19 protein-coding genes and 1 pseudogene are annotated in these 20729 nt (G+C 68.5%); 14 read left to right on the top strand and 6 right to left on the bottom strand.

What is annotated here, in order from left to right; translation table 11 throughout:
• Position 1 precedes the first annotated feature (1 nt).
• Positions 2-1201 (bottom strand): glycosyltransferase, encoded by a 1200-nt coding sequence (locus tag ACFV2O_RS24365; protein WP_379253786.1) that lies wholly within the window; start codon positions 1199-1201, stop codon positions 2-4.
• A gap of 396 nt (positions 1202-1597) precedes the next feature.
• Here ACFV2O_RS24365 and ACFV2O_RS24360 point away from each other — a divergent pair, with 396 nt between their 5' ends.
• From ACFV2O_RS24360 to thpD, 11 genes are all read left to right on the top strand, one after another.
• A complete protein-coding gene (locus ACFV2O_RS24360) occupies positions 1598-2011 on the top strand; it encodes an STAS domain-containing protein (protein ID WP_355075253.1) in 414 nt (137 codons plus the stop codon).
• 90 nt (positions 2012-2101) lie between these two features.
• Positions 2102-2785, top strand: coding sequence for a PAS and ANTAR domain-containing protein (locus ACFV2O_RS24355; RefSeq protein WP_379253785.1), 684 nt, complete (start codon positions 2102-2104; stop codon positions 2783-2785).
• A gap of 169 nt (positions 2786-2954) precedes the next feature.
• A complete protein-coding gene (locus ACFV2O_RS24350; RefSeq protein ID WP_355075255.1) occupies positions 2955-3386 on the top strand; it encodes an anti-sigma factor in 432 nt (143 codons plus the stop codon).
• Positions 3376-4161 carry an RNA polymerase sigma factor SigF gene (locus ACFV2O_RS24345; RefSeq protein ID WP_379253784.1) on the top strand — a complete coding sequence of 262 codons (786 nt, stop codon included), beginning with the start codon at positions 3376-3378 and terminating at the stop codon, positions 4159-4161. Before ACFV2O_RS24350 ends, ACFV2O_RS24345 begins: the two co-directional genes overlap by 11 nt.
• Positions 4162-4673: 512 nt before the next feature.
• Complete coding sequence (locus ACFV2O_RS24340; protein ID WP_355075259.1) at positions 4674-5021, top strand: hypothetical protein; 348 nt, start codon at positions 4674-4676, stop codon at positions 5019-5021.
• Positions 5022-5467: 446 nt separating this feature from the next.
• On the top strand, positions 5468-6178 hold the full coding sequence (locus ACFV2O_RS24335; protein WP_379253783.1) for a response regulator transcription factor: 711 nt from the start codon (positions 5468-5470) through the stop codon (positions 6176-6178).
• A complete protein-coding gene (locus ACFV2O_RS24330; protein ID WP_379253782.1) occupies positions 6165-7274 on the top strand; it encodes an ATP-binding protein in 1110 nt (369 codons plus the stop codon). The genes ACFV2O_RS24335 and ACFV2O_RS24330 overlap by 14 nt, the downstream gene beginning before the upstream one ends.
• 84 nt (positions 7275-7358) lie before the next feature.
• Entirely contained in the window at positions 7359-7961 is a 603-nt protein-coding gene (ectA, locus tag ACFV2O_RS24325; RefSeq protein WP_379253781.1) for a diaminobutyrate acetyltransferase, read from the top strand.
• Positions 7958-9235, top strand: a complete 1278-nt coding sequence (gene ectB, locus ACFV2O_RS24320) for a diaminobutyrate--2-oxoglutarate transaminase (RefSeq protein ID WP_379253780.1) — start codon at positions 7958-7960, stop codon at positions 9233-9235. The genes ectA and ectB overlap by 4 nt, the downstream gene beginning before the upstream one ends.
• Positions 9232-9630 carry an ectoine synthase gene (locus ACFV2O_RS24315; protein ID WP_379253779.1) on the top strand — a complete coding sequence of 133 codons (399 nt, stop codon included), beginning with the start codon at positions 9232-9234 and terminating at the stop codon, positions 9628-9630. The genes ectB and ACFV2O_RS24315 overlap by 4 nt, the downstream gene beginning before the upstream one ends.
• An 8-nt stretch (positions 9631-9638) precedes the next feature.
• Positions 9639-10544 carry an ectoine hydroxylase gene (gene thpD / locus ACFV2O_RS24310; protein ID WP_379253778.1) on the top strand — a complete coding sequence of 302 codons (906 nt, stop codon included), beginning with the start codon at positions 9639-9641 and terminating at the stop codon, positions 10542-10544.
• Positions 10545-10638: 94 nt separating this feature from the next.
• On the opposite strand, the gene ACFV2O_RS24305 is transcribed toward thpD, so the two are convergent.
• From ACFV2O_RS24305 to ACFV2O_RS24295, 3 genes and pseudogenes are all read right to left on the bottom strand, one after another.
• The gene (locus ACFV2O_RS24305; protein ID WP_379253777.1) at positions 10639-11802 is read right to left on the bottom strand and encodes a lactate 2-monooxygenase; all 1164 of its coding nucleotides are present in this window, start codon (positions 11800-11802) and stop codon (positions 10639-10641) included.
• 94 nt (positions 11803-11896) lie between these two features.
• Positions 11897-12511: pseudogene (locus ACFV2O_RS24300) on the bottom strand (ribosomal RNA small subunit methyltransferase A); the annotation flags it as partial.
• A gap of 191 nt (positions 12512-12702) precedes the next feature.
• Positions 12703-14856: a hypothetical protein gene (locus ACFV2O_RS24295; RefSeq protein ID WP_379253776.1), complete on the bottom strand. Its 2154-nt coding sequence runs from the start codon at positions 14854-14856 to the stop codon at positions 12703-12705.
• Positions 14857-15263: 407 nt separating this feature from the next.
• Between ACFV2O_RS24295 and ACFV2O_RS24290 the strand changes: the two genes are divergently transcribed.
• Positions 15264-16346 carry a dihydrodipicolinate reductase gene (locus tag ACFV2O_RS24290; RefSeq protein WP_379253775.1) on the top strand — a complete coding sequence of 361 codons (1083 nt, stop codon included), beginning with the start codon at positions 15264-15266 and terminating at the stop codon, positions 16344-16346.
• Entirely contained in the window at positions 16343-16834 is a 492-nt protein-coding gene (locus ACFV2O_RS24285; RefSeq protein WP_355075281.1) for a carboxymuconolactone decarboxylase family protein, read from the top strand. Before ACFV2O_RS24290 ends, ACFV2O_RS24285 begins: the two co-directional genes overlap by 4 nt.
• A gap of 16 nt (positions 16835-16850) precedes the next feature.
• On the opposite strand, the gene ACFV2O_RS24280 is transcribed toward ACFV2O_RS24285, so the two are convergent.
• Positions 16851-17558 (bottom strand): hypothetical protein, encoded by a 708-nt coding sequence (locus ACFV2O_RS24280; RefSeq protein WP_379253774.1) that lies wholly within the window; start codon positions 17556-17558, stop codon positions 16851-16853.
• A gap of 77 nt (positions 17559-17635) precedes the next feature.
• Positions 17636-19198: an amino acid permease gene (locus ACFV2O_RS24275; RefSeq protein ID WP_364432320.1), complete on the bottom strand. Its 1563-nt coding sequence runs from the start codon at positions 19196-19198 to the stop codon at positions 17636-17638.
• A gap of 152 nt (positions 19199-19350) precedes the next feature.
• On the opposite strand from ACFV2O_RS24275, the gene ACFV2O_RS24270 reads away from it, so the two are divergent.
• The gene (locus ACFV2O_RS24270; protein WP_379253773.1) at positions 19351-20724 is read left to right on the top strand and encodes an FAD-dependent oxidoreductase; all 1374 of its coding nucleotides are present in this window, start codon (positions 19351-19353) and stop codon (positions 20722-20724) included.
• Positions 20725-20729 lie beyond the last annotated feature (5 nt).

Genomic DNA, 20729 nt, shown 5'->3' with positions numbered 1-20729 from the left:
TTCACCGCGCCCAGGAGACGACCTCGCCCGCGTGAGCGGGGGCGCCGCGGTGGTAGGCGCTGAGCGTCTCGACCGCGACCCGATCCCAGGAATTGCGGCTCGCGGCCCGCTGATAGGCTGCCGCGCCCCAGGTTTCGCGCAACGTCGAGTCCGCCAGGAGCGGGCGCACCGCCCGCACGATGGCAGCGGGTTCGGGCGGAGCGACGAATCGTCCCGTGACGCCGTCGACCACGGTATCCAGCAGGCCGCCGACAGCCGTGGCGATCACCGGCTTCCCGCAGGCCATAGCCTCCAGCGCCACCCGGCCGAACGGCTCGTACCAGGGCGTGCAGAGCACGACGTCGGCGGAGCGGTACAGCCGGGGCAGGGTCGGCCGCGTGACCGGTCCGGTCAATCGAAGCCGTTCTCGCACACCATGATCCGATGCGATGCGGCGCAGCCTGCGGCCTTCGGCGTCGTCCTCGTCGTCGGCGGCGGGGCCGCCGACGATCACCAGCTCCGTGTCCGGCAGCTCCGCCAGCGCTCCGATAAGGGGGTCGAATCCGCTGCGGCGCACCAGCTCTCCGGCCGCGAGCAGCCGGTGCGTGGCGTGCCGATCGGCGGCCGCGCCCTCCGGGGTGAACCTCGTGAGGTCGACCCCGTGCGGCACGATCGAGGTACGGAAGCGCGGCACGCCCATCCTGGCCAGCTCCCCGACCTCGTCGGAGCAGGTCGCCACCACGTGCGCCGCCCGCGTCGCGATGAGCCGCTCGAACCGGATCCGCGAGCGTGGGCTCGGGTCGGCGAGACCTTCGCAGCGCCGCTGCACGGTGCCGAGCCCGTGGAAGGTCAGCACCACCGGGATGCCGTGGGCGCGGGAGGCCAGTTCGGCGGCGAGCCCGGACTTCCAGTAGTGCGCGTGCGCGATGTCGGGCCGATCGGCACCCCAGTGCCGTCGCAGAACGGTGCCGAAGTCACCGAGGTAGGGCAGGGTGCGGTCGCTCGGCAAGGGGTTGGGCGGTCCGGCCGCGACGTGCACCACGCGATAGCCGCCGTCGGCGAGCAATTCGGCCGGGGCGTGCGGACTGATACGTCGGGTATAAACCGTCACGTCGTGGCCCCGGCGGGCATAGGCGGCCGACAACTCCGCTACATAGGCGCCGCGGCCGCCCCCGTCGGCGGGGCTGCCTTCGGCGAGCGGGCTGGCATCTTCGGAAACCATGGCAATCTTCACCGGGTGCTCCGTTCTCGTCGCGGGCGGCATCCGGACGCGCGGATACGCGCGGTTGCCCTACGACCGGCATCGCGTGACGTTCGGGAATATGTTCGGTATATGCCCGCGGCCGGCCCGATGAAACCCCACGTCAGCGGTCAGATTCCCGGCCGAACGGTCGGTTCGTCCCGGTCGCGGGCTCTCCGGCGGCGGGTCACGTTCTCCTACCGAACGCTGTCGGGAAGGGGTCGGCCGTGCCACACTGTAGGGAGGTTGAGATCACAGCCGACCCCGGTTCGACGCATTCGGCGCAGCCGGTCGATGGGACGGCACGGCAACCGATTCGCGCGCTGCCCTCTCCGGCCGTCGCGGAGGACTGGATACCCCCTACACGGGAGGTTCGACTTGTCTGCCATTTCTCTGCTACGGGACCACGCCGAGGGCGTGCATCTCAATGGTTCGGGACCGGGACGTCGTCGGGACAACCGGTTGTGGGCACAGCGGGTGGACCGCCGTCGCGAATGCGTGGTGGTCCGGGTCGAAGGCGAGTTGGACGCCGCCGTGTCGGCCGAATTCTTCGAGACGGTCGAGCGTGCGTTGCAGTCACCGTGCGATGCCGTCGTGATCGATCTGCGAGCGGCGAGGTTCTTGAGTCTGCGCGCGGCCGTGCGGCTCGGTGCGCTGCGCAGAGAGGGGTTGGGTCGTCCGGACCTGCGCATCGTCGTGGGCGGACCGGGAGTCGAGCGGGCACTCGAGGTGACCGGCGTGCGGTCGTTGTTCCCCCGCTACCAGTCCATGCGCACAGCTTTGGACGCCTGAGCCGAAGACTGTCGCCCGAGGCCGGGGCTCGCCGGTGTGACCGCTCCCGATCCGGTCACACCGGGCGCGTCGGCATCGGATACTTCAGCGGTGAGTGAAAGCAGGTCGGTCCAGCCCGAGAACGCCCTCGCGCTGGACCAGGTGATCGGTACCGGAAGGCCGCAAAGTGTCGGCAGTTTCCGTTTCTGGTTCGCCGACCAGCGTTGGGAATGGTCGGACGAGGTCGCGTCGATGCACGGTTACGCGGTGGGGACCGTGACGCCGACCACGGAGTTGTTGCTGAAGCACAAGCACCCGGACGATCGCGAAGCGGTGGCCAGCGCCTTGGCGCGGTCGATCGCCGACGCGGAACCGTTCTCCAGTCGCCATCGCATCATCGACACCGCCGGCGCGGTCCACCACGTGGTCCTGGTCGCCGACCGGATGATCGACGACTCGGGGCTGGTGGTGGGCACCTCCGGCTACTACATCGACGTCACCGACACCCTCGCGGAGCACCGGCAGGAGACGCTGGACGACGCCCTGCCCGAGTTGTACGCGGCCCGAGCGGTGATCGAGCAGGCGAAGGGCGCGCTCATGCTGATCTACGGCGTCGGCCCCGAGCAGGCGTTCCGTGTGCTGAGCTGGCGATCGCAGGAGACCAACGTCAAACTGCGCAAACTGGCCGCGCGGCTGGTCGCCGATCTGCCCGGTCTGGCGGGCGTCACGATAGGGCTGCGCACCGAATTCGATCATCTGCTGCTCACCGCCCACGAGCGCATCGACGGCGACTGACCCGGCGTTTCGATCCCATCCCGGCGGGTACGTCCCGGACGAGGAACGCGGCGATATTCCACTCCACATTCCGTGGCGTCCGCGGTGTTCCGGTGGCTGAGAAGGAGAACTCGGCGGCGGTATGCAGGCCGCAGTGGAGTGGCTGTGAGGACAAGGTGGTGATGGGCAAATGGGGGAGTCGACTTCCCGATCCTCGACCGACACGACGACAGTCGGTGTACGGGTGCCCGCTCGGCTGGAACAGTTGACCATGCTCCGCGCGCTCGCCGAGACAGTCGCCCTCATCGCGGACTTCGCCTTGGACGAGGTGACCGATATCCGGCTCGCGCTCGACGAGGTGGCGACCTCGCTCATCATCGACGCCGCCGTTGGCTCGACGATCGACTGCGAGTTCACCTATGACGACGGCAAGATGTTCGTGCACGTCTCCTCGGTGGCGGTCACCGAGTCGGTGCTCGGGCACGCCGGGCTCGGCTGGCACATCGTACGCACGCTGACCGATTCGATCGCCGCCGCGCAGGGCTCCTACGACAGTGTGCTCGGCGGATACCCGACAGTGATCGACTTCAGCTGGGTGCGAGGTGCGCCGAATGGCGGGTGAGCCGAGGTCGCGCGGGGATACCTACGACAACATCGAGCCGCTGTTCGAGAAGATCGCCGCGCTGGATCCCGGCGATCCACGACGTGCGCCGATGCGTCGGGAGCTGATCGAACGATGCCTGCCGCTGGCCGAGCACATCGCCCGCAAGTTCGCCGGGCGCGGCGAGAACTTCGACGACCTGCTGCAAGTGGCCCGCCTGGGGTTGGTGCAGGCAGCGGACCGTTTCGACGTCACGCGCGGATCGTCGTTCCTGTCCTTCGCCGTGCCCACGATCATGGGCGAGGTCCGGCGGCACTTCCGGGACAACACCTGGGCGGTGCGGGTGCCCCGCCGGACCAAGGAGATCCAGCTGAGTATCGGTCCGACCGTCGAAACGCTGTCCCAGCGACTGGGCCGGATGCCACGCGCCAGGGAGATCGCGGCGGAGCTGGATGTCGAGCTCGTCGAGGTGACCCAAGCGCTGATCGCGGGCAACGCCTACCAGTCGTCGTCCATCGACGCGACCGCCGGTGAGGACGCCGAGAACACCGCGCAGCCGCTACTGGACAGCCTCGGCGCCGAAGAGTCCTCCTATCACCTGGTCGAGGACGTGATGGCGGTCCAACCGCTGCTCGGCGAACTTCCCGAGCGTGAGCGTCAGGTGCTGACCATGCGTTTCTTCGAGTCATTGACGCAGAATCAGATCGCCGAGCGGCTCGGAGTCTCCCAGATGCACGTTTCGCGCATTCTTTCCCGGACCTTGAACGCGCTGCGCGAGCAGGCGCTGCGGGACTGACGTCGGCCGTTACACCGGATTCGGCGGAGTCGGGTCCGGCGACGGTCCGGGTAGACCGGGGTCCGGCGAAGGGCGGCCGGGATCCGGCGCGGGGGGCGTCGGCGCCGGTCCTGGTACCGGCGGACGTGGCGCGGGGCCGGGCACCGGTGGCAGCGGATGCGGATCAGGTTCCGGCGGAACAGGATTGGGCTCCGGAATGGGGTCCGGCTCGGGAATGGGCGGTACGGGATCCGGTTCCGGGATGGGCGGTACGGGGTCCGGCTCGGGCGTGGGCGGGACCGGCTGTGTCGCGCTGTCGGTGGACATGCGAACTCCTCCTCGTTCGGGTGATCGGCGTGCGCTACGGCTGTGACCGCGCTTCGTCCGGCCGATCATCGGCCGGTTACCCACCGATCACGGCGCCAACCGGTTCGCTCGGCAGCCACGGTTCGGCCGACCAGTTTGCATAACAGGCCCAACGGGTAGTTAGACAGGAACCGGACAACAGATGCCGATGGCTCGAGGAGCTCGTCATGACCGACCAGCGCCGCCCAGGCACCCGGAATCCGCGGTTCGGACCGGGTGGGCCGGGGGCGTCGATCCAGTCCCGAGGGATCTCCGTCACCAGGAACCACGATGTCATCCGCCGCTGGGCCGCCCAGCGCGGAGCCCGGCCCGCGACCGTGCCGGGCAGCGAGCACGACGGACGGCTCGGGGTGTTGCGATTCGACTTCCCCGGGTACGGGGGCGCCGTGCTGCGCCCGGTGCGGTGGGAAGAGTGGTTCGCCACGTTCGATGCCAGGAAACTTCGCTTCTGGTACGAGGAGCGCGGCACCGATGATCCGCCGAGCAACTTCAACCGTTTGGAGCCGCCGCGATAGCCGGGCGGCCGCTGGAATAGTCGTGAGACCGGTCACGGTGGCGCGCCCGTGATCAGCGCATCGGAATCAATGTGACGCACGGCACGATAGCCTCGCGAAACCTATTGTCGGCCCTGGGGTTCGCGCAGGCGCGACCTGATGCGATCGATTATTCGAAAAATGCTGTTACCGTGCACGTTTCGCGTTCGATGTCGTTCTCCGCGTCGTGCCGCGGTGCGCGGAAGGCGAGTTCCGCTGCCGCCCCGGTGCTGCCCGAGTCGGGCGGGCGTATAGCGTCGATGGAACAACCAAGAGGCCCCACATCGGTCTGCCGGACGTTTACCGGCCGGGCACAGGGGTACTCGAAGCCGAGCAAAGGTTGCTCGAAAAGCGGAAGGTCGCGTCGGTATGGGGATGCGGTTGTCCGCATCGTGACGCGCTTCCGCATGTCTGCAAGGGATAAGGTCTTGAGCGCAAACCTGATGATCGTGGAAGACGACGACCGGGTCCGCGGTGCCTTACGGCTCGCTATGGAAGACGAGGGATACGACGTCGACGAGGCGGAGGAAGCCGAGGACGCGCTCACTCATCTGCGCAGCAATGGTGTTCCCGATGTGATGATCGTCGATCTGATGCTCGGCGGCATGGACGGGTTCGAGTGTATCCGGGAGATCCGCCGCGACCATGACGTCCCGATCATCGTGGTCAGCGCTCGCGACGACACCCACGACGTGGTGGCCGCCCTGGAGGCGGGTGCCGACGATTTCGTGACCAAGCCGTTCGAAATCAAGGAGATCACCGCTCGTATGCGCGCGGTGCGCCGCCGCTTCCGGCTGACCGCCGAACGGGAGACGCCGCAGGAGATGGTGCTCGAGGCAGACGACACGGCTCCGCTGGTCCTCGCGCAGGACAGCGGGGTGGTGCGCCGCGGCGACGAGGAGATCAGGCTGACGCTCACCGAATTCCGTTTGCTGTGTGAGCTGGCCGAGACGCCGGGCCGGGTGCTCAGCCGCACGGTGCTGCTCGAACGTGTTTGGGACCGTGGGTTTTTCGGCGACGAACGCATCGTGGACGTGCACATGCGCCGGTTGCGCACGAAGATCGAGCGGGATCCGTCCGATCCGCGCATCGTGGTGACGGTGCGCGGGCTCGGCTATCGCCTCGATGTGCGCCGCTGAACGCTGCTCCGACGCCGAACGCTGGAATCCGAACGCCTGGAGCCTTCGCGCCAGGGTGACCGCCGCCTTCGCGACGATCGCCGCGCTGATGTCGCTGGTACTGGTCGTTTCGGTCTTCGTGATCAGCCGCGGCTACCTGGAAGCGCAGCGAACACACGCGGGCAGCGAATCGCCGGGAGACCTCAACGCGGATCTCGATCTGCTGCGCAACGTGCTCATCTGCTGCGCCGTCGTGGTCACCCTGATCGGCGCGGCGGTCGGCTGGTGGGCGAGCAGGCGGGTGCTGACCCCGCTGCACCAGTTGGCGGGCACCGCCGCACGGATCGCCTCCGGTGATCTCGACCAGCGGTTGCCCGCGACCGGGGACCAGGATCTGGCGATCACCGTCGAGTCGTTCAACACCATGGTGGACTCGCTGCAACGGCGCATCGAGCGCGAACACCGGCTGTTCGGTGACGTCAGCCACGAGCTGCGCACGCCCCTGACCACCCTGATGGCCAGCGTCGACGTGCTCAACCGGCATCGCGGCGATCTGCCGGAACGTTCGCAACGGGCGCTCGGCCTGATCACCGCCGAGGTCGAGCACCTGCGCAAACTGCTGGACGATCTGCTCGCTCTGGCGCGGGTGGAAGCGGGCATGCATCACGGCGACGCCGAGCCGCTGTCGGTGCGCGACCTGCTGGTGCACACGCTGAGCGACCGTCGCTATCCGGGCGAGCTGCTCACGGTGCGTCAGGACGTCACCGTGCGCGGCCGCAAGGTCGAACTGGAGCGCGCGGTGGCCAACCTGCTGCACAACGCCGACCGGCACGGCGGCGGTGTGGTCGCGGTGAGCATCGACCGCGACGGCACCGACGCGGTGCTCACCGTCGACGACGCGGGCCCCGGCGTCCCCGCCGCGGACCGCGACCGGATCTTCGAACGATTCGCCACCGCCCGCAGCGGCCGCCGCTCGCCGGACGGAACGGGGATCGGATTGGCGCTGGTCGCCGAGACGGTCGCCACACACGGTGGCGGGGTGCACTGCACCGACCGTCCCGGCGGCGGCGCGCGATTCGTCGTGCGGTTGCCCCGGCTCGGCGACATCCATCCGTAATACGACCGTAAAGAAGTCGACAGGTTCACCTCAAAGTCGCTTCGCAAGCCTGGATAAGTACAGCTGATCAGACGAGGGAGTTGTATGTCATCGCCAACCCTGTCCCCAGCGGAGATCGAGCGATCGCGCGTCGGGAACGCCGCCGCCGCTCTGGGGGCCACCCCGTCTCGGAGAAATGCCGGACCCGCCGTGGTCCTGCGCACGCCCCGCTTGGGCGACGGCGCCCCGATGTGGCGCATCGCGAAGAATTCCGCGGTGCTGGACGTCAATTCGAGCTACGCGTACCTGATGTGGTGCCGGGACTTCGCCGGAACCTCGGTGGTCGCCGAATCCGACGGCCGCGTCGTCGGATACGTGATCGGATTCGTCCGTCCGCAGGCGCCCGACACCGTCTTCGTCTGGCAGATCGCGGTGGACCGCGCGCAGCGCGGCCGCGGCATCGGTGCCGAGCTGCTCCACACGTTGCTCAACAGCGTCGCGGCTCAGGGAGTTTCAGTACTCGAAACCACCATCTCGCCGGACAACGCCGGTTCCATCGCGCTGTTCACGTCGGTGGCCGCTGCGCGCGGCGCCGAGGTGACCAAGCGCCACTTGTTCGACGCGGGCGTCTTCCCCGACAGCCACGCACCCGAAGACCTGTATCGCATCGCCCCGACCGCCCGCACCACCGAGGAGGATCACCGATGATCAACGCGGACACCACCGTTTTCGAGAGTCTGGAGTCGAACGTGCGCGGTTACTGCCGCGCCTGGCCCACCGTGTTCACCACGGCGAAGGGCAGCTGGTTGCGCGACGAAGAAGGCAAGGACTACCTGGACTTCTTCGCGGGCGCCGGTGCCCTGAACTACGGGCACAACAACGATGTGCTCAAGCGCTCGCTGCTGGACTACATCGCGAGCGACGGCATCACCCACGGCCTCGACATGTCGACCGGAGCCAAGCGCGAACTGCTGGAGACGTTGCGCGACACGCTCTTCACCCCGCGCGGCCTGGACTACAAGGTCCAGTTCCCCGGCCCGACCGGCGCCAACGCGGTCGAGGCCGCGCTCAAGCTGGCGCGTAAGGTCACCGGCCGCGAGACCATCGTCAGTTTCACCAACGCCTTCCACGGCATGACCCTCGGCGCGCTGTCGGTCACCGGCAACGCCGCCAAGCGCGCGGGCGCCGGTGTGCCCTTGGTGCACGCCGCGCACATGCCCTACGACGGCTACTTCGACGGCACCACCGCCGACTTCCAGTGGATGGAGAAGGTGCTCGACGACACCTCGTCGGGCTTCGACCGCCCGGCCGCGGTGATCGTGGAGACGGTGCAGGGCGAAGGCGGCGTCAACGTCGCCCGCGCGGAGTGGCTGCGCCACCTCGCCGGGCTGTGCACGGAGCGGGAGATCCTGTTGATCGTCGACGACGTGCAGATGGGCTGCGGCCGCACCGGACCGTTCTTCTCCTTCGAGATCGCGGGCATCACGCCCGACATCGTGACGTTGTCGAAGTCGATCGGCGGCTACGGCCTGCCCATGGCGCTGGTGCTGTTCAAGCCGGAGCTGGACGAGTGGTCGCCGGGTGAGCACAACGGCACCTTCCGCGGCAACAACCCCGCGTTCGTCACCGCGACGACCGCGCTGCGCCACTACTGGTCCGACGACGCCCTGCAGACCGCGACCCTGGCCAAGGGCGAGAAGATCGCCCGCAGCTTGGGCGAGCTTGCCGCGCACTTCCCCGGCGTCTCGACCCGTGGACGCGGACTGGTGCAAGGCGTGGTGTTCGACGATCCCTCGCAGGCGGGCAAGGTCTGCCAGATCGCCTTCGAGCGCGGGCTGCTGGTGGAGACCTCCGGCTCGACCGACGAGGTGGTGAAGCTGCTGCCGCCGTTGACGGTCACCGACGAGGAACTCGACCAAGGGCTCGGCGTCCTCGCCGGCGCTGTCGAGTCGGTGTGCGGGGGGATGGGGGCGATCGCATGATCGTGCGCAGCACCGCGGAGATCACCGGTACCGAGCGCGACGTGGCGGGCGAAGGCTGGCGCAGCAAGCGCATCGTCCTGGGCGGCGACGGCGTCGGCTTCTCGTTCCACGAGACCACCATTGACGCCGGGACGGTGCACGAGTTCCACTATCTGAATCACGTGGAGGCCGTGTGGCTCGTCGAGGGCGAGGGCACGCTCACCGATCTGGACAACGGCGTCACCTACGAGCTCGCGCCCGGCTCGATGTACCTGCTCGACGGACACGAACGCCACCGCTTGGAGGTGCGCACCACGATGCGGATGATGTGCGTGTTCAACCCGCCGGTCACCGGTCAGGAGGTTCACGACAGCAACGGCGTCTATCCGCTGGTCACCGCGACGATCGGAGGTTGAGGACACCAATGGTTCTGCAGCACACCGAAACACCGCCCGAGACGGCTCGCTACGATCGCTACCCGACCCGTCTCGGCGCGCCCGCTCCGCACTTGGAGCGTGCCGACCCCGCGGTGTGGGGGGAGGTCGAGAGCCCGGAACTGGCCTCGTTCGACGCCGATGGGTTCGCCATCCTGGATCAGCTGCTCACGCCCACGGAAGTGGGCGAGTACAGCGAGGAGATCACCAGGCTGGCGAACGATCCGGCGCTGCGCGACGACGACCGTGTCATCGTGGAGAAGTCGTCGAACCGGGTGCGTTCGGTCTTCGAGGTGCACAAGCTGAGCGAGGCGATCGCCGAACTGGTGCGTCAACCGCGGGTGCTCCGGCTGGCCGAACAGGTGCTGGGGTCGCCGGTGTACGTGCACCAGAGCCGGGTGAACTACATGCCCGGTTTCCGCGGCACCGGTTTCTACTGGCACTCCGATTTCGAGACCTGGCACGCCGAGGACGGCATGCCCGCGCCGCGAGCGGTGAGCCTGTCGATCGCGTTGACCGACAACTATCCGATCAACGGCAGTCTCATGGTGATGCCGGGCTCGCACCACACCTTCGTGCCGTGCCTGGGCAGCACTCCGGCCGAGCACTACCGGGAGTCGTTGCAGGAGCAGGAGATCGGCGTGCCGACGAGCGACGACATCACCGCGCTCGCGAACCGGTACGGGATCAGTCAGTTCACCGGCCGGGCGGGCTCGGCGCTGTTGTTCGACTCCAACCTGATGCACGGGTCGTCGAACAACATCACGCCGTTCCCGCGCTCGAACATCTTCGTGGTGTTCAACAGCGTGCACAACACGCTCGTCGACCCGTTCGCCGCGCCCGCGCCGCGACCGGGCTACATCGGCAGCCGGGACTTCACACCGCTGTCGGGGTGATTTCGAGCCGCCCCGCGCGTGCCTCCCGCCCTGATCGTCGGGCGAGCCGTACGCGCGGGGCGTTTCGCCTGACGTCCGCTGTTTTTCGCGTGGATCAGGCGAGCCGCCGGATCGCTTCCGGACCGAGGTCGGCGATCGTCGGGTAGCCGTCCACCGCCATCAGCAGATCGGCCTCGGCGAGCAGCGAACGCACCACGTGCACGAGGCCGTCGACACCCCCGAGGGCGAGCCCGTAGGGGTAGGGGCGTCCGATGCCGACGGCCGTGGCGCCGAGCGCCAGCGCTTTGACGATGTCGGCGCCGGTGCGGACGCCGGAGTCGAACAGCACCGGCAGGCCGTCGGCCGCCGCGACCACCTCCGGCAGATGCTCGATCGCGGGGATGCCGCCATTGGCTTGTCTGCCGCCGTGATTCGAGCAGTAGATGCCGTCGACGCCCGCCTCCTTGGCGCGCCGTGCGTCGTCGGGATGGCAGATGCCCTTGAGGACGAGCGGCAGGTTGGTCAGCGATCGCAGCCACGTCAGGTCGTCCCAGGTCAACGCGTTGCCGAACAGCGAGATCCAGGTGAGAATGGCGGTTTTCGGATCCTGTTCGGGTGGGCTGGGCAGCAGCGCTCGGAAGACCGGATCGCTGAAGTAGTTGGCCAGGCAGTGGCCGCGCAGCTGGGGAAAGTTGGAATTCGTCAGATCGCGCGGGCGCCAGCCGGGCACCCAGGTGTCCAACGTGACCACGATGGCCTTGAATCCCGCCGCTTCCGCCCGCTGGACCAGGCTCTGCGCGAGATCCCGATCGGTGGGGGTGTAGAGCTGGAACATCCCGGGGGTGTCGCCGAACTCGGCCGCCACGTCCTCGAGCGGATCGACGGTGAGGGTGGAGGCCACCATCGGGACGCCGGTGCGCGCCGCGGCCTTGGCTGTGGCGATGTCGCCGTGCCCGTCCTGGGCGCACAGCCCGATCACGCCGACCGGGGCCAGGAAGATCGGCGTCGGCAGCGTCATGCCGAACAGCTCGATCGAGAGGTCGCGCGTCTTGCTCGCGCGCAACATGCGCGGGATCAGGCCCAGTTTCTCGAAGGCCGTCACATTGGCGCGTTGGGTGAGTTCGTCGCCGGCTCCGCCCGCGACGTACGACCAGATCCCCGGTGGCAGCGCCGCCCGGGCCTTGGCTTCCAGGTCGGCGTACGTCATCGGGAAATCGGGCAGCACGCCGCCGAGCCCTTGGAAGTAGATCTCGTTCTGGTAGTCGCCGAAGTTGGTCACGCTGCTCCTGTCCACGTCTCGATGCATGAATGTATCCGATACGTTCCTGTAGCGGGTTCGGTGCGGCCATGCTTCCCCCTACTCCGGAGAAACCCAACTCGACCAGCCTGCGGTAAGCGCCGAGCTGCTCGCGCGGCACCAGCGGCTCGGGCCGGTTGCGCAACCGCAGGACGGCGGCATCGACTCGCGGAACCGGATGGAAACTGTGCCTGCCGACGCGCGCGCCCAGTTCGATTGCCGTCGTCGGCCAGTGGGCGACGGTGAGCTTGGTCCAGCGGCCGTAATCACCGGAGTGCCTGCGAGCGAACTCGAGCTGGGTGAGCAGGGTCGCGGCGGTGAGCCCGTCCGCGCCCAGGCGCCAGCGCACGATGTCGGTGGTGATGGCGAACGGCACGTTGGCCACGACGGCGAACGGCTCCCGAGGCGGGCGCACCGTGCGGAAATCGCGGTGGTACAACTGGATTCGCGGATCGTCCGCGTATCGGCGGCCCAACAGTGCCGCGTAGCGCCGATCCTTCTCGTAGGCGCGGACCCGGCCGTTCACGGTCAGCAATTGCCTGGTCAGTATGCCGGCACCGGGTCCGACTTCGAGAACGAGATCGTCGGCGGTGACGCCGGAGGCGTGCACGGTCAGCCGGGCGGCGCGTGCGTCGGTGAGGAAGTTCTGCGAGAGCCGCTTTCGTGTTGTCGCCGGGTCGCTGACGCGGATTCCGCTCGAACGGATCAGGAGATCGCAGCGGTACGGTGCACCGGCAGAGCGCGGGCCTCCGTACGCAGCCGGAGGTAATACGCGCCGACCGCGTACGCTCCGTTCATGCCGGGACTGCCACACATGTCCCGCACCGTACGACCGTCACCCAGCCGTGTGCCACTTCTTTTCCGGATGCGGCACCGTGGAGTTCAGCGCGGCGTCGACTGGCCGACCACGTCCGGGTCTTGCCGCTCGGCGGCGTAGGCCCGCCAGGACTTGGCCTCCGCGTGCTTGCCGAGCTGGTCGAGGAGATCGGCGAGTTCGGCGATGGCGCGCGGCTCGTGGCGGTCGGCGGCGGTGCGCCACCAGGATTCGGCCCCGACGGGATCGCCGCGCCGCAGCCGGACCCTGCCGAGTTCGTAGGCGGCACCCGCGTGCCCGGCATCGGAGGCCTGCGCCCACAGTCCGCATGCCTGCTCTTCGTCGCCGCGGCGGTACATCGCGACGCCGAGGTCGTAGAGCGCACCGCGATACCCGGGGTCGCCCGACTGCCTGGACTCGCTCGCCCGGGGCGGGGCCTCGACCGGAGCGGGCCGTTCGCCGGGCTGCGGGACTCCGTTCGGCACCGACGCCGTATCGGGAACCCGGGTACTCGACACGCTCGCCGGGGGGGTGCTGTTGGTGTCCACCGGGTCGAGCTCACGGACGGGTTTCTCCGCTGCCGGGGGCGTTTGCGACACCTGTCCGCCGAGCGGTGAGTTCGATTCTCGCTGGATGTGATTCGGCTCCGCAGCGCCGGAACTCGAAGGCGAAGTCTGCGCCGGGGGCTGGGCGTGCGTGCCGGCGAGGTCGAATGCGCGATATGGGTCCGCCGTCGGACGGTTCGCGACCCGCGGGCTCGATCCGGCGTGCGGACCGTCCGCCGAGGGGGAGGTGGTGGGCGGGACTCGAGTGTCCTGGGGGACGGGCCCGGACCCGGGAGGTGAGGTGCCTGTTTGGGGCTGGGTGTGTGTGCCGATGGGGTCGAGTGCGCTGGGGTCCGCCGCAGTTGGACGGTTCGCGAGCGGGCTCGATCCGGCGTGCGGACCATCTGCCGAGGGGGAGGCGGTGGCCGGGACTCGAGTCGCCTGAGGGACGGGCCCGGACCCGGGAGGTGAGGTGCCTGTTTGGGGTTGGGCGTGTGTGCCGACGGGGTCGAGTGCGCGATATGGGTGCGCGGTCCACGGATTCGCGACGAGCGGGCTGGCTTCGGTGCTCGTGCCGTCCGCCGCGGGGCGAGCGGGTAGCGGAGCGTTCGGTGCGGGTGGCGTATTGCCGAGGAGCAGGCCGGTGCGGGAGCGTGCCGGGTCCTCGGGCGGATGTGTATGTGCGACCGGAGGTCCGAAGGTTCCGTACGAGTCCGCCGCCGTTCTCTCGTGCGCGATCCTCGGATGGTGAGCGAGGTTCCGGGCGGGTACTTCGGACTCCGGCTGCGGCCCAGGCGACTGGGTGGTCGAGCTCGACGCCGGCTGCGCGCTGTCCGGGGCTCGGGAGCCGGGAGCGGAAGATGGAGTTTCCGCAGTGGATCGTGTGGCGCGGGAGGACTGCAGATTCACGAAGAGACTGCCTGCGCGGCGGGGCGGGGTCGTTTCCGTCGTTTTCTCGGCACCGCCACCGACGGCTGCCGAGGAAACCCCGGTGAGCCGTTCGGCCGCCGTCGCGGATGCGCTCGCGGCCGTAGCGGCGTCGATACGCGGAACGGGCATGGTGGGCGCGGTGGGCGGGCCCGCCGACGAGATCGCCTGCGGAATAGGCGGATTCATGCCGATCGTAGCCGTCGCGGGCGCGGCGGGAGCCGGAGGCTCCGGGGCGACCGGTGTGGGAGCGGTGGACAGTTCCACGACCAGGTTCGCGAAGTTCGGTGGCCCCTCGCCGACGCTGCACCACAGCACGACGCGACCGTTGGGCCGGTGCTCGACGACGATGCCGTAGTTGCCCGTCCACGACTTCTGCGTGCCGAATTCGTCCACCCAGACGGGGGTCAGTGTCACCAGGGTCACCGGCGCGCTGGGCGTGACGGCGAAGCTGACCCCCGCGGCCAGCGCGTCGCTCCACGCGTCGACTCCGGCGAGTGAACGTCCGTGCAGGTCCAGATAGCCGTCGACGACCGACAGACCCATGCCGAGCCCACGCAGCCCTGCGGGCGGTGCGGCGGAGATCATGGTCAAGGCGATGGTGGTGGGCGCGGGGCCGACTTGCTCGGTGTACATCGGGTAGACCATGCTGCCGTGCCAGCGGATCGGATCCGCGCTCTGGTAACGCGCGGCCAGCGGCAGCTCTTCGGGCGTATTCCGGGCAGCCCACGACGAATACCGCTCGTTCACTGTCGCGCGCCTGCCTTTCCACCCGATCCCTACCGCCGCCCCCGCGCCGGGCAGCGGGATATACCGTACTCGCCGCGAACCGGAACTGCGCCGCGATCCCCTGGCGGCAGGTAATGCCCCGAGCCTCAACGCTACCGGGGAGTTCACGCCATTTCCCAATGGTGCGCAGTGGCGAGCCGGGCGCGGAATCGGGCGGCGCACGCGTGTGCGGACCCTGTTGTCGATATCCGAAGCGAGGAAAAGGATCGCATCGGCGAGGCCGGTGTCCCGCGCTGCCATGGGCGAACGGTCCGCTGCGACCGTCGCTCCCGGAACCGGCGGACGGAGTGCGCTGTGGCGCTCGAGGGGGATCGGAGCGCTTTTCCGGAACGCCGAACAGCCGACCAAGCGCTTGCTACGCTCGATTGATGATCTCCACGGTGGTCTGGGGAACCGGCAACGTCGGCCGGGCGGCCATCCGGGCCGTCGACGCGCACCCCGCGCTGCGTTTGACCGGGGTGCTGGTGCACGATCCGGCGAAGGTCGGCCGCGATGCGGGCGAACTCGGCGGGCTGGATCGGGACTTGGGCGTCGCCGCGAGCGATGATGTCGGCGCCATTCTCGGCGCACGCCCGGACGCGGTGGTCTACGCCGCCTCCGGCGACATCCGGCCGGACGACGCGCTCGCCGATATCGTGCGCGCCCTGCGCGCGGGCGCGGTGGTTGTCACCCCTGCTCTCTACGCCCTCTACGATCCGCGCAACGCACCGCCAGAGGTACGCGACCCGGTACTGGCGGCGATCGCCGAGAGCGGCGGATCGCTGTTCGTCTCCGGTATCGACCCCGGGTGGGGCAACGACGTACTGCCGCTGCTGATCAGCGGGCTCGGGAGCACGTTGGAGACGATCCGCTGCCAGGAGATCTTCGACTACTCCACCTACGACCAGCCGGACTCGGTGCGCTACCTGGTCGGCATGGGGCAGCCGATGGACTATCAGCCGCCGATGCTCGCGCCGTCGGTGCCGACCATGGTGTGGGGCGGGCAGATCCGGCTGATGGCACGGGCGCTCGGTGTCGAACTCGACGAGATCCGCGAGACGCTGGATCGGCGCGCCCTCGACGCCACCGTCACCACGACGTCCATGGGTGAATTCGAGGCGGGCACCCAGGGCGCCGTGCGTTTCGAAGTGCAGGGCATCGTCGCGGGGCAACCGCGACTGGTCGTCGAACACGTCACCCGCATCCATCCGACGTGTGCGCCCGATTGGCCCGTACCGGCCGGCGGCGGCGCGGGTGCGCACCGGGTGATCATCGAGGGGCACCCGCGCATCGAAGTGACCGTCGAGGCGACCGACGAAGACGGCAACCGCTCCGCGGGCGGGAACGCCACGGCCGTCGGCCGCCTGGTCGGCGCGATCGACTGGCTGGTGGCGGCGAAACCCGGACTCTACGACGCACTGGATGTCCCGTTGCGTCCCGCCGTCGGCAAACTCGGAAGGAAGCACCCATGATCATCGACGTTCCCGAGGGCAAGGATCCGATCGGCTACGTCTGGGGTGAGATGGTCCCCGGCATCGGCGTCGCCGCCTCGAATTTCTCGCTGTCGGTGTACTCGCACAGCACGCTCGGCCTGCGTGAGTTCGAGGCGGCCCGGCTGCGCATCGCCCAGATCAACGGCTGTCTGTTCTGCATGGACTGGCGCACCGAACGCGACGGGGTGAAGGTCGAGCCCGAATTCGCCGACGCCGTCACGAACTGGCGCACCACCGACGCTTTCGACGAACGCACCCGGCTCGCCGCCGAATACGCCGAGCGTTACGCCACCGACCATCACAACCTGGACGAAGAGTTCTGGCATCGGATGCTCGCCCGCTACAGTCAGGCCGAAGTCGTCGAACTGAGCATGAGCATCGGCTCATGGCTGGCGTTCGGCCGGTTGAACCACGTGCTCGGCTTGGATTCGGTGTGCGTGCTGCCCGGCCATACCGGCAACCGGTGAACCGGCGCCGAAAAAGCTAGACCGGCATTCTCGACACCCACGCGGGCTGCCCGTCGACCAGGCCCAGTTCGAACTCCTCGGGAGCGTCGAGCACGGCGCCGAGCTGGCGGAGCGCTCGATCGGCGGAGATTTCCGCCGGGAAACGAATGTATTCGAGGGTGGCGCCGGATATCCGGGCCCGGAATCGGTACCGGAATTCCACCTGACCCGCGTAGGTCAGCGCGATACGACCCTGCCAGTCGATGTCGTGCCTGCCGTCGGATCGCCGGGTGAACGACACTTCCTGGTCGGCGACCGAGTCGTGCCCGAGCAGATAGATGTTGAACGCAAGGTATTCGACGTCGTCGGCGTGCGCGAGGGGCAGCGGGTCGACCGTGAGGCGCTGCGGTTGTTCGGATTTCAGTCGAAAGGGCCGGCCCGGCGCCGCGGCGCGCAGGCCGGTGGCGTCGTCCTCGCCCCAGTACGTGGACGACAGCGTGCAGCTGTGATAGTTCTGCCACACGATCGGCGACAGCCAGTCCTCGCCGTCCTCCTCGCCGTGGGCGGGGTCGCGTTCGGCGTTGTACGCCGCGGAGCGCAGATGCAGATCGAACCACAGGCTGCCGGCCTGGTCCATCCGGCCGGTCCACGCGAACTCCTCGATCGCGTGCCCTTCCGGCCACGGATTGCCCGGGAACACAATTCTCCCGGCGGGCGAAAAACGCACCAGGTCGGTCCTTTCCATGCCGACACACCCTAGCGACCGAGGCCGACAAACTCGATACGCCAGATCAGGGAAGCCGCGACCGGACCGGTCGTGCCTCAGGCGTTGGCCGGCGCCTCCTGCTCCGGCTGATCGGCGGGCGGCTCGTCCACCGTCCGTTTCGGCCCGGTGAACCAGGTCCGGGCCGACGCCAGCCACCAGATGCCGATCGCGCCCACCACGCCGACCAGGGTGATCGGTGCGTAGTTCACGGTGTTCCAGGTGAATTCGCTGTGCCACGGATAGCCGCGGGCGTCGGTGGGCAGGATGAACAGGAAGCTGATCAGCACGATCCAGATCAACGCGACCACTCCGACCGGGCGATACCACGCGCCCAATCGCCATGGGCCGGTGCGGAATCGGCTACCGTGCCGCTGCCGCAACAGGATCGGAATGCCGTAGGCGATGTAGAGCCCGATGGTCGCGACCGAGGTCGCCGCGGCGTAGGCGGTCGGTGCGTTCGCCGCGGGCACCAGCATGGACGGAATCAGCAGCACGAACGCGAAGAACGAGATGAACAGCACCGCGTGCACCGGTACCTTGCGCGTGGAAAGCCGCGACCAGAACCTCGACCCCGGCACGGCGCCGTCCCGCGCGAACGCGAACAGCATGCGGGAAGCCGAGGTCACCGAGGCATATCCGCAGAACAATTGCGCGACCGCCGCGATGATCAGCAGCGAACCCGACCAGAAGCCGTTCAGCGAGTTCTCCAGGATGTAGATCACGGGATAGCCGCTGTTCTTCGCTGGATCCAGCGCGTCGTCCAGATTCGGGATGGCGAACGTCACCGCCATGATGAGCAGATATCCGGCGATCGCCGACACGACGATCGTGTTGATGATCCCTTTGGCCGCCATCCGCGACGCGTCGTGTGTTTCCTCCGACATATGCGCGGAAGCGTCGTAGCCGGTGAAAGTGTATTGCGCATGCAGCAGGCCGAGCAGGAAGCTGAACGCGACCCCGCCGAATCCGATCGCGCTGTTGTCCACCGTCTCGGTGAAGACGAATCGGGCACTCTGGTGGTGTTCCGCTCCGAAGCCGAGGACGACCACGAAGATCGCCACACCACCCACGTGCCACCACGCGGACACATTGTTGATCACCGCCGACAGATGCGGGCCGATCACGTTCAAGACGGCGTGCAGGACCAGGATGGCGGCGAACACCAGGAAAATCGCGGTGCGGTCGGTGCCGATGTCGATTCCGACGACGTTCAACACCACGGTGGTGAAGATGGCGGCGCCGTAATCGATCGCCGCGGTCACGGCGATCTGCCCGATCAGGTTGAACCATCCGGTGAACCAGCCCCACACCGGTCCGCCCAGTTCGGCGGCCCACCAGTACAAGCCGCCGGAGGTCGGGTAGGCGGAGGCCAATTCCGCCATGGCGAGTCCTACGAACAACACCATGAGCGAGACCAGCGGCCATCCCCAGGCCATGGTGATCGGGCCGCCGTTCGCCAGACCGATGCCGTAGCTGGCCAATCCACCGGTCAGGATGGACACGATCGTGAAGCTGATGGCGAAATTCGAGAAACCCGACCATGATCTGGCCAGTTCCTGCTTGTAGCCCAGTTCGGCGAGCCGACGTTCGTCGTCGGAAGGGGGTCGGATCTCGGTCATGTCGTGCTCCCGGGTCAAAACGCTGCCCTCATACCGCGTTTGCCAGAAGATCAGTGTGAAGTACGGATCGGTCACCCGCAGCGCAACCAGCAAATTCGTGGAACGGGTGGCCCACGCGGCCGCCGGGTGGACGCCGAACGTAGCGTGAAGCCATGAGCGAGCGACTGGTGGTCATCGGCGGTGACGCGACCGGAATGTCGGCGGCCTCGCAGGCGCGCCGGATGAAGAACGCCGACGCGCTGGAGATCGTGGTCTTCGAACGCGGCGGGTTCACCTCCTACTCGGCCTGCGGCATTCCGTACTGGGTCGGCGGTCACGTCGTCGACCGGGATGCCCTGATCGCCCGCACGCCCGAGGAACATCGGTCCCGCGAGATCGACTTGCGGCTGCACACCGCGGTCACCGAGATCGATGCCGAGCAGGCTCGCGTGCGCTATCGCGACCGGGAAACCGGCGCGTCGGCATGGATGTCCTACGACCACCTCGTCATCGCCACCGGCGCCCGCCCCGTCCGGCCGCGGCTGCCCGGTATCGACGCGAACGGTGTGCACGGTGTGCAGACGCTCGACGACGGGCAGGCGCTGCTCGACACGCTGGAGCGGGCGCGCGGCAACCGCGCCGTCGTGGTCGGGGCCGGTTACATCGGCGTGGAGATGGCCGAGGCCCTCATCCGGCGCGGCTACGACGTCACGATGGTCAACCGCGGCTCGGAACCCATGTCCACGCTCGACCCCGACATGGGGGCTCTGGTGCGCGACGCGATGTGCGGAATGGGCGTCAAGGTGGTCGGCGACGCCGAGGTGTCCGAGTTCCGGACGGATGACGACGGCCGGATCGCCGCGGTTGTCACCGACACCGCGGAGTACCCGGCCGACGTGGTGGTGCTCGGCATCGGCGTGCGCCCGGAGACCGAGCTGGCCCGCGCCGCCGGTCTGCCGGTGGGGGAGTACGGCGGGCTGCGGACCGATGTCGCCATGCGGGTACGCGGGCACGAGAGCATCTGGGCGGGCGGCGATTGCGTCGAGGTGCTGGACCTCGTCTCGGGCCGGGAACGCCACATCCCGCTCGGCACCCATGCCAACAAGCACGGTCAGATCATCGGCGCGAACATCGGCGGGGGATACGCGGTCTTTCCCGGCGTCGTGGGCACCGCGGTCAGCAAGGTATGCGAACTCGAGGTCGCCCGCACGGGTCTTCGGGAGAAGGACGCCAGGGCAGCGGGCCTGCAATACGTGACCGTCGCGGTCGAATCCACCAGCCGCGCCGGCTACTACCCGGACGCGGCGCCGATGACGGTGAAAATACTCGCCGAGCGGCTCACCGGACGCTTGCTCGGCACCCAGATCGTGGGACGGGAGGGCGCGGCCAAGCGCGTCGACATCGCCGCGGTCGCGCTGACCGCCCGGATGACCGTCGATCAGATGACGATGCTCGATCTCGGTTACGCACCGCCGTTCTCCCCGGTGTGGGATCCCGTTCTGGTAGCAGCGCGCAAGGCCGTCACCGCTGTGCGCAAGCGCGGGTAGCCCGC

Source organism: Nocardia sp. NPDC059691, from assembly GCF_042733915.1.
Classification (GTDB): domain Bacteria; phylum Actinomycetota; class Actinomycetes; order Mycobacteriales; family Mycobacteriaceae; genus Nocardia; species Nocardia sichangensis.
This window is presented reverse-complemented; position numbering and strand designations above follow the sequence as displayed.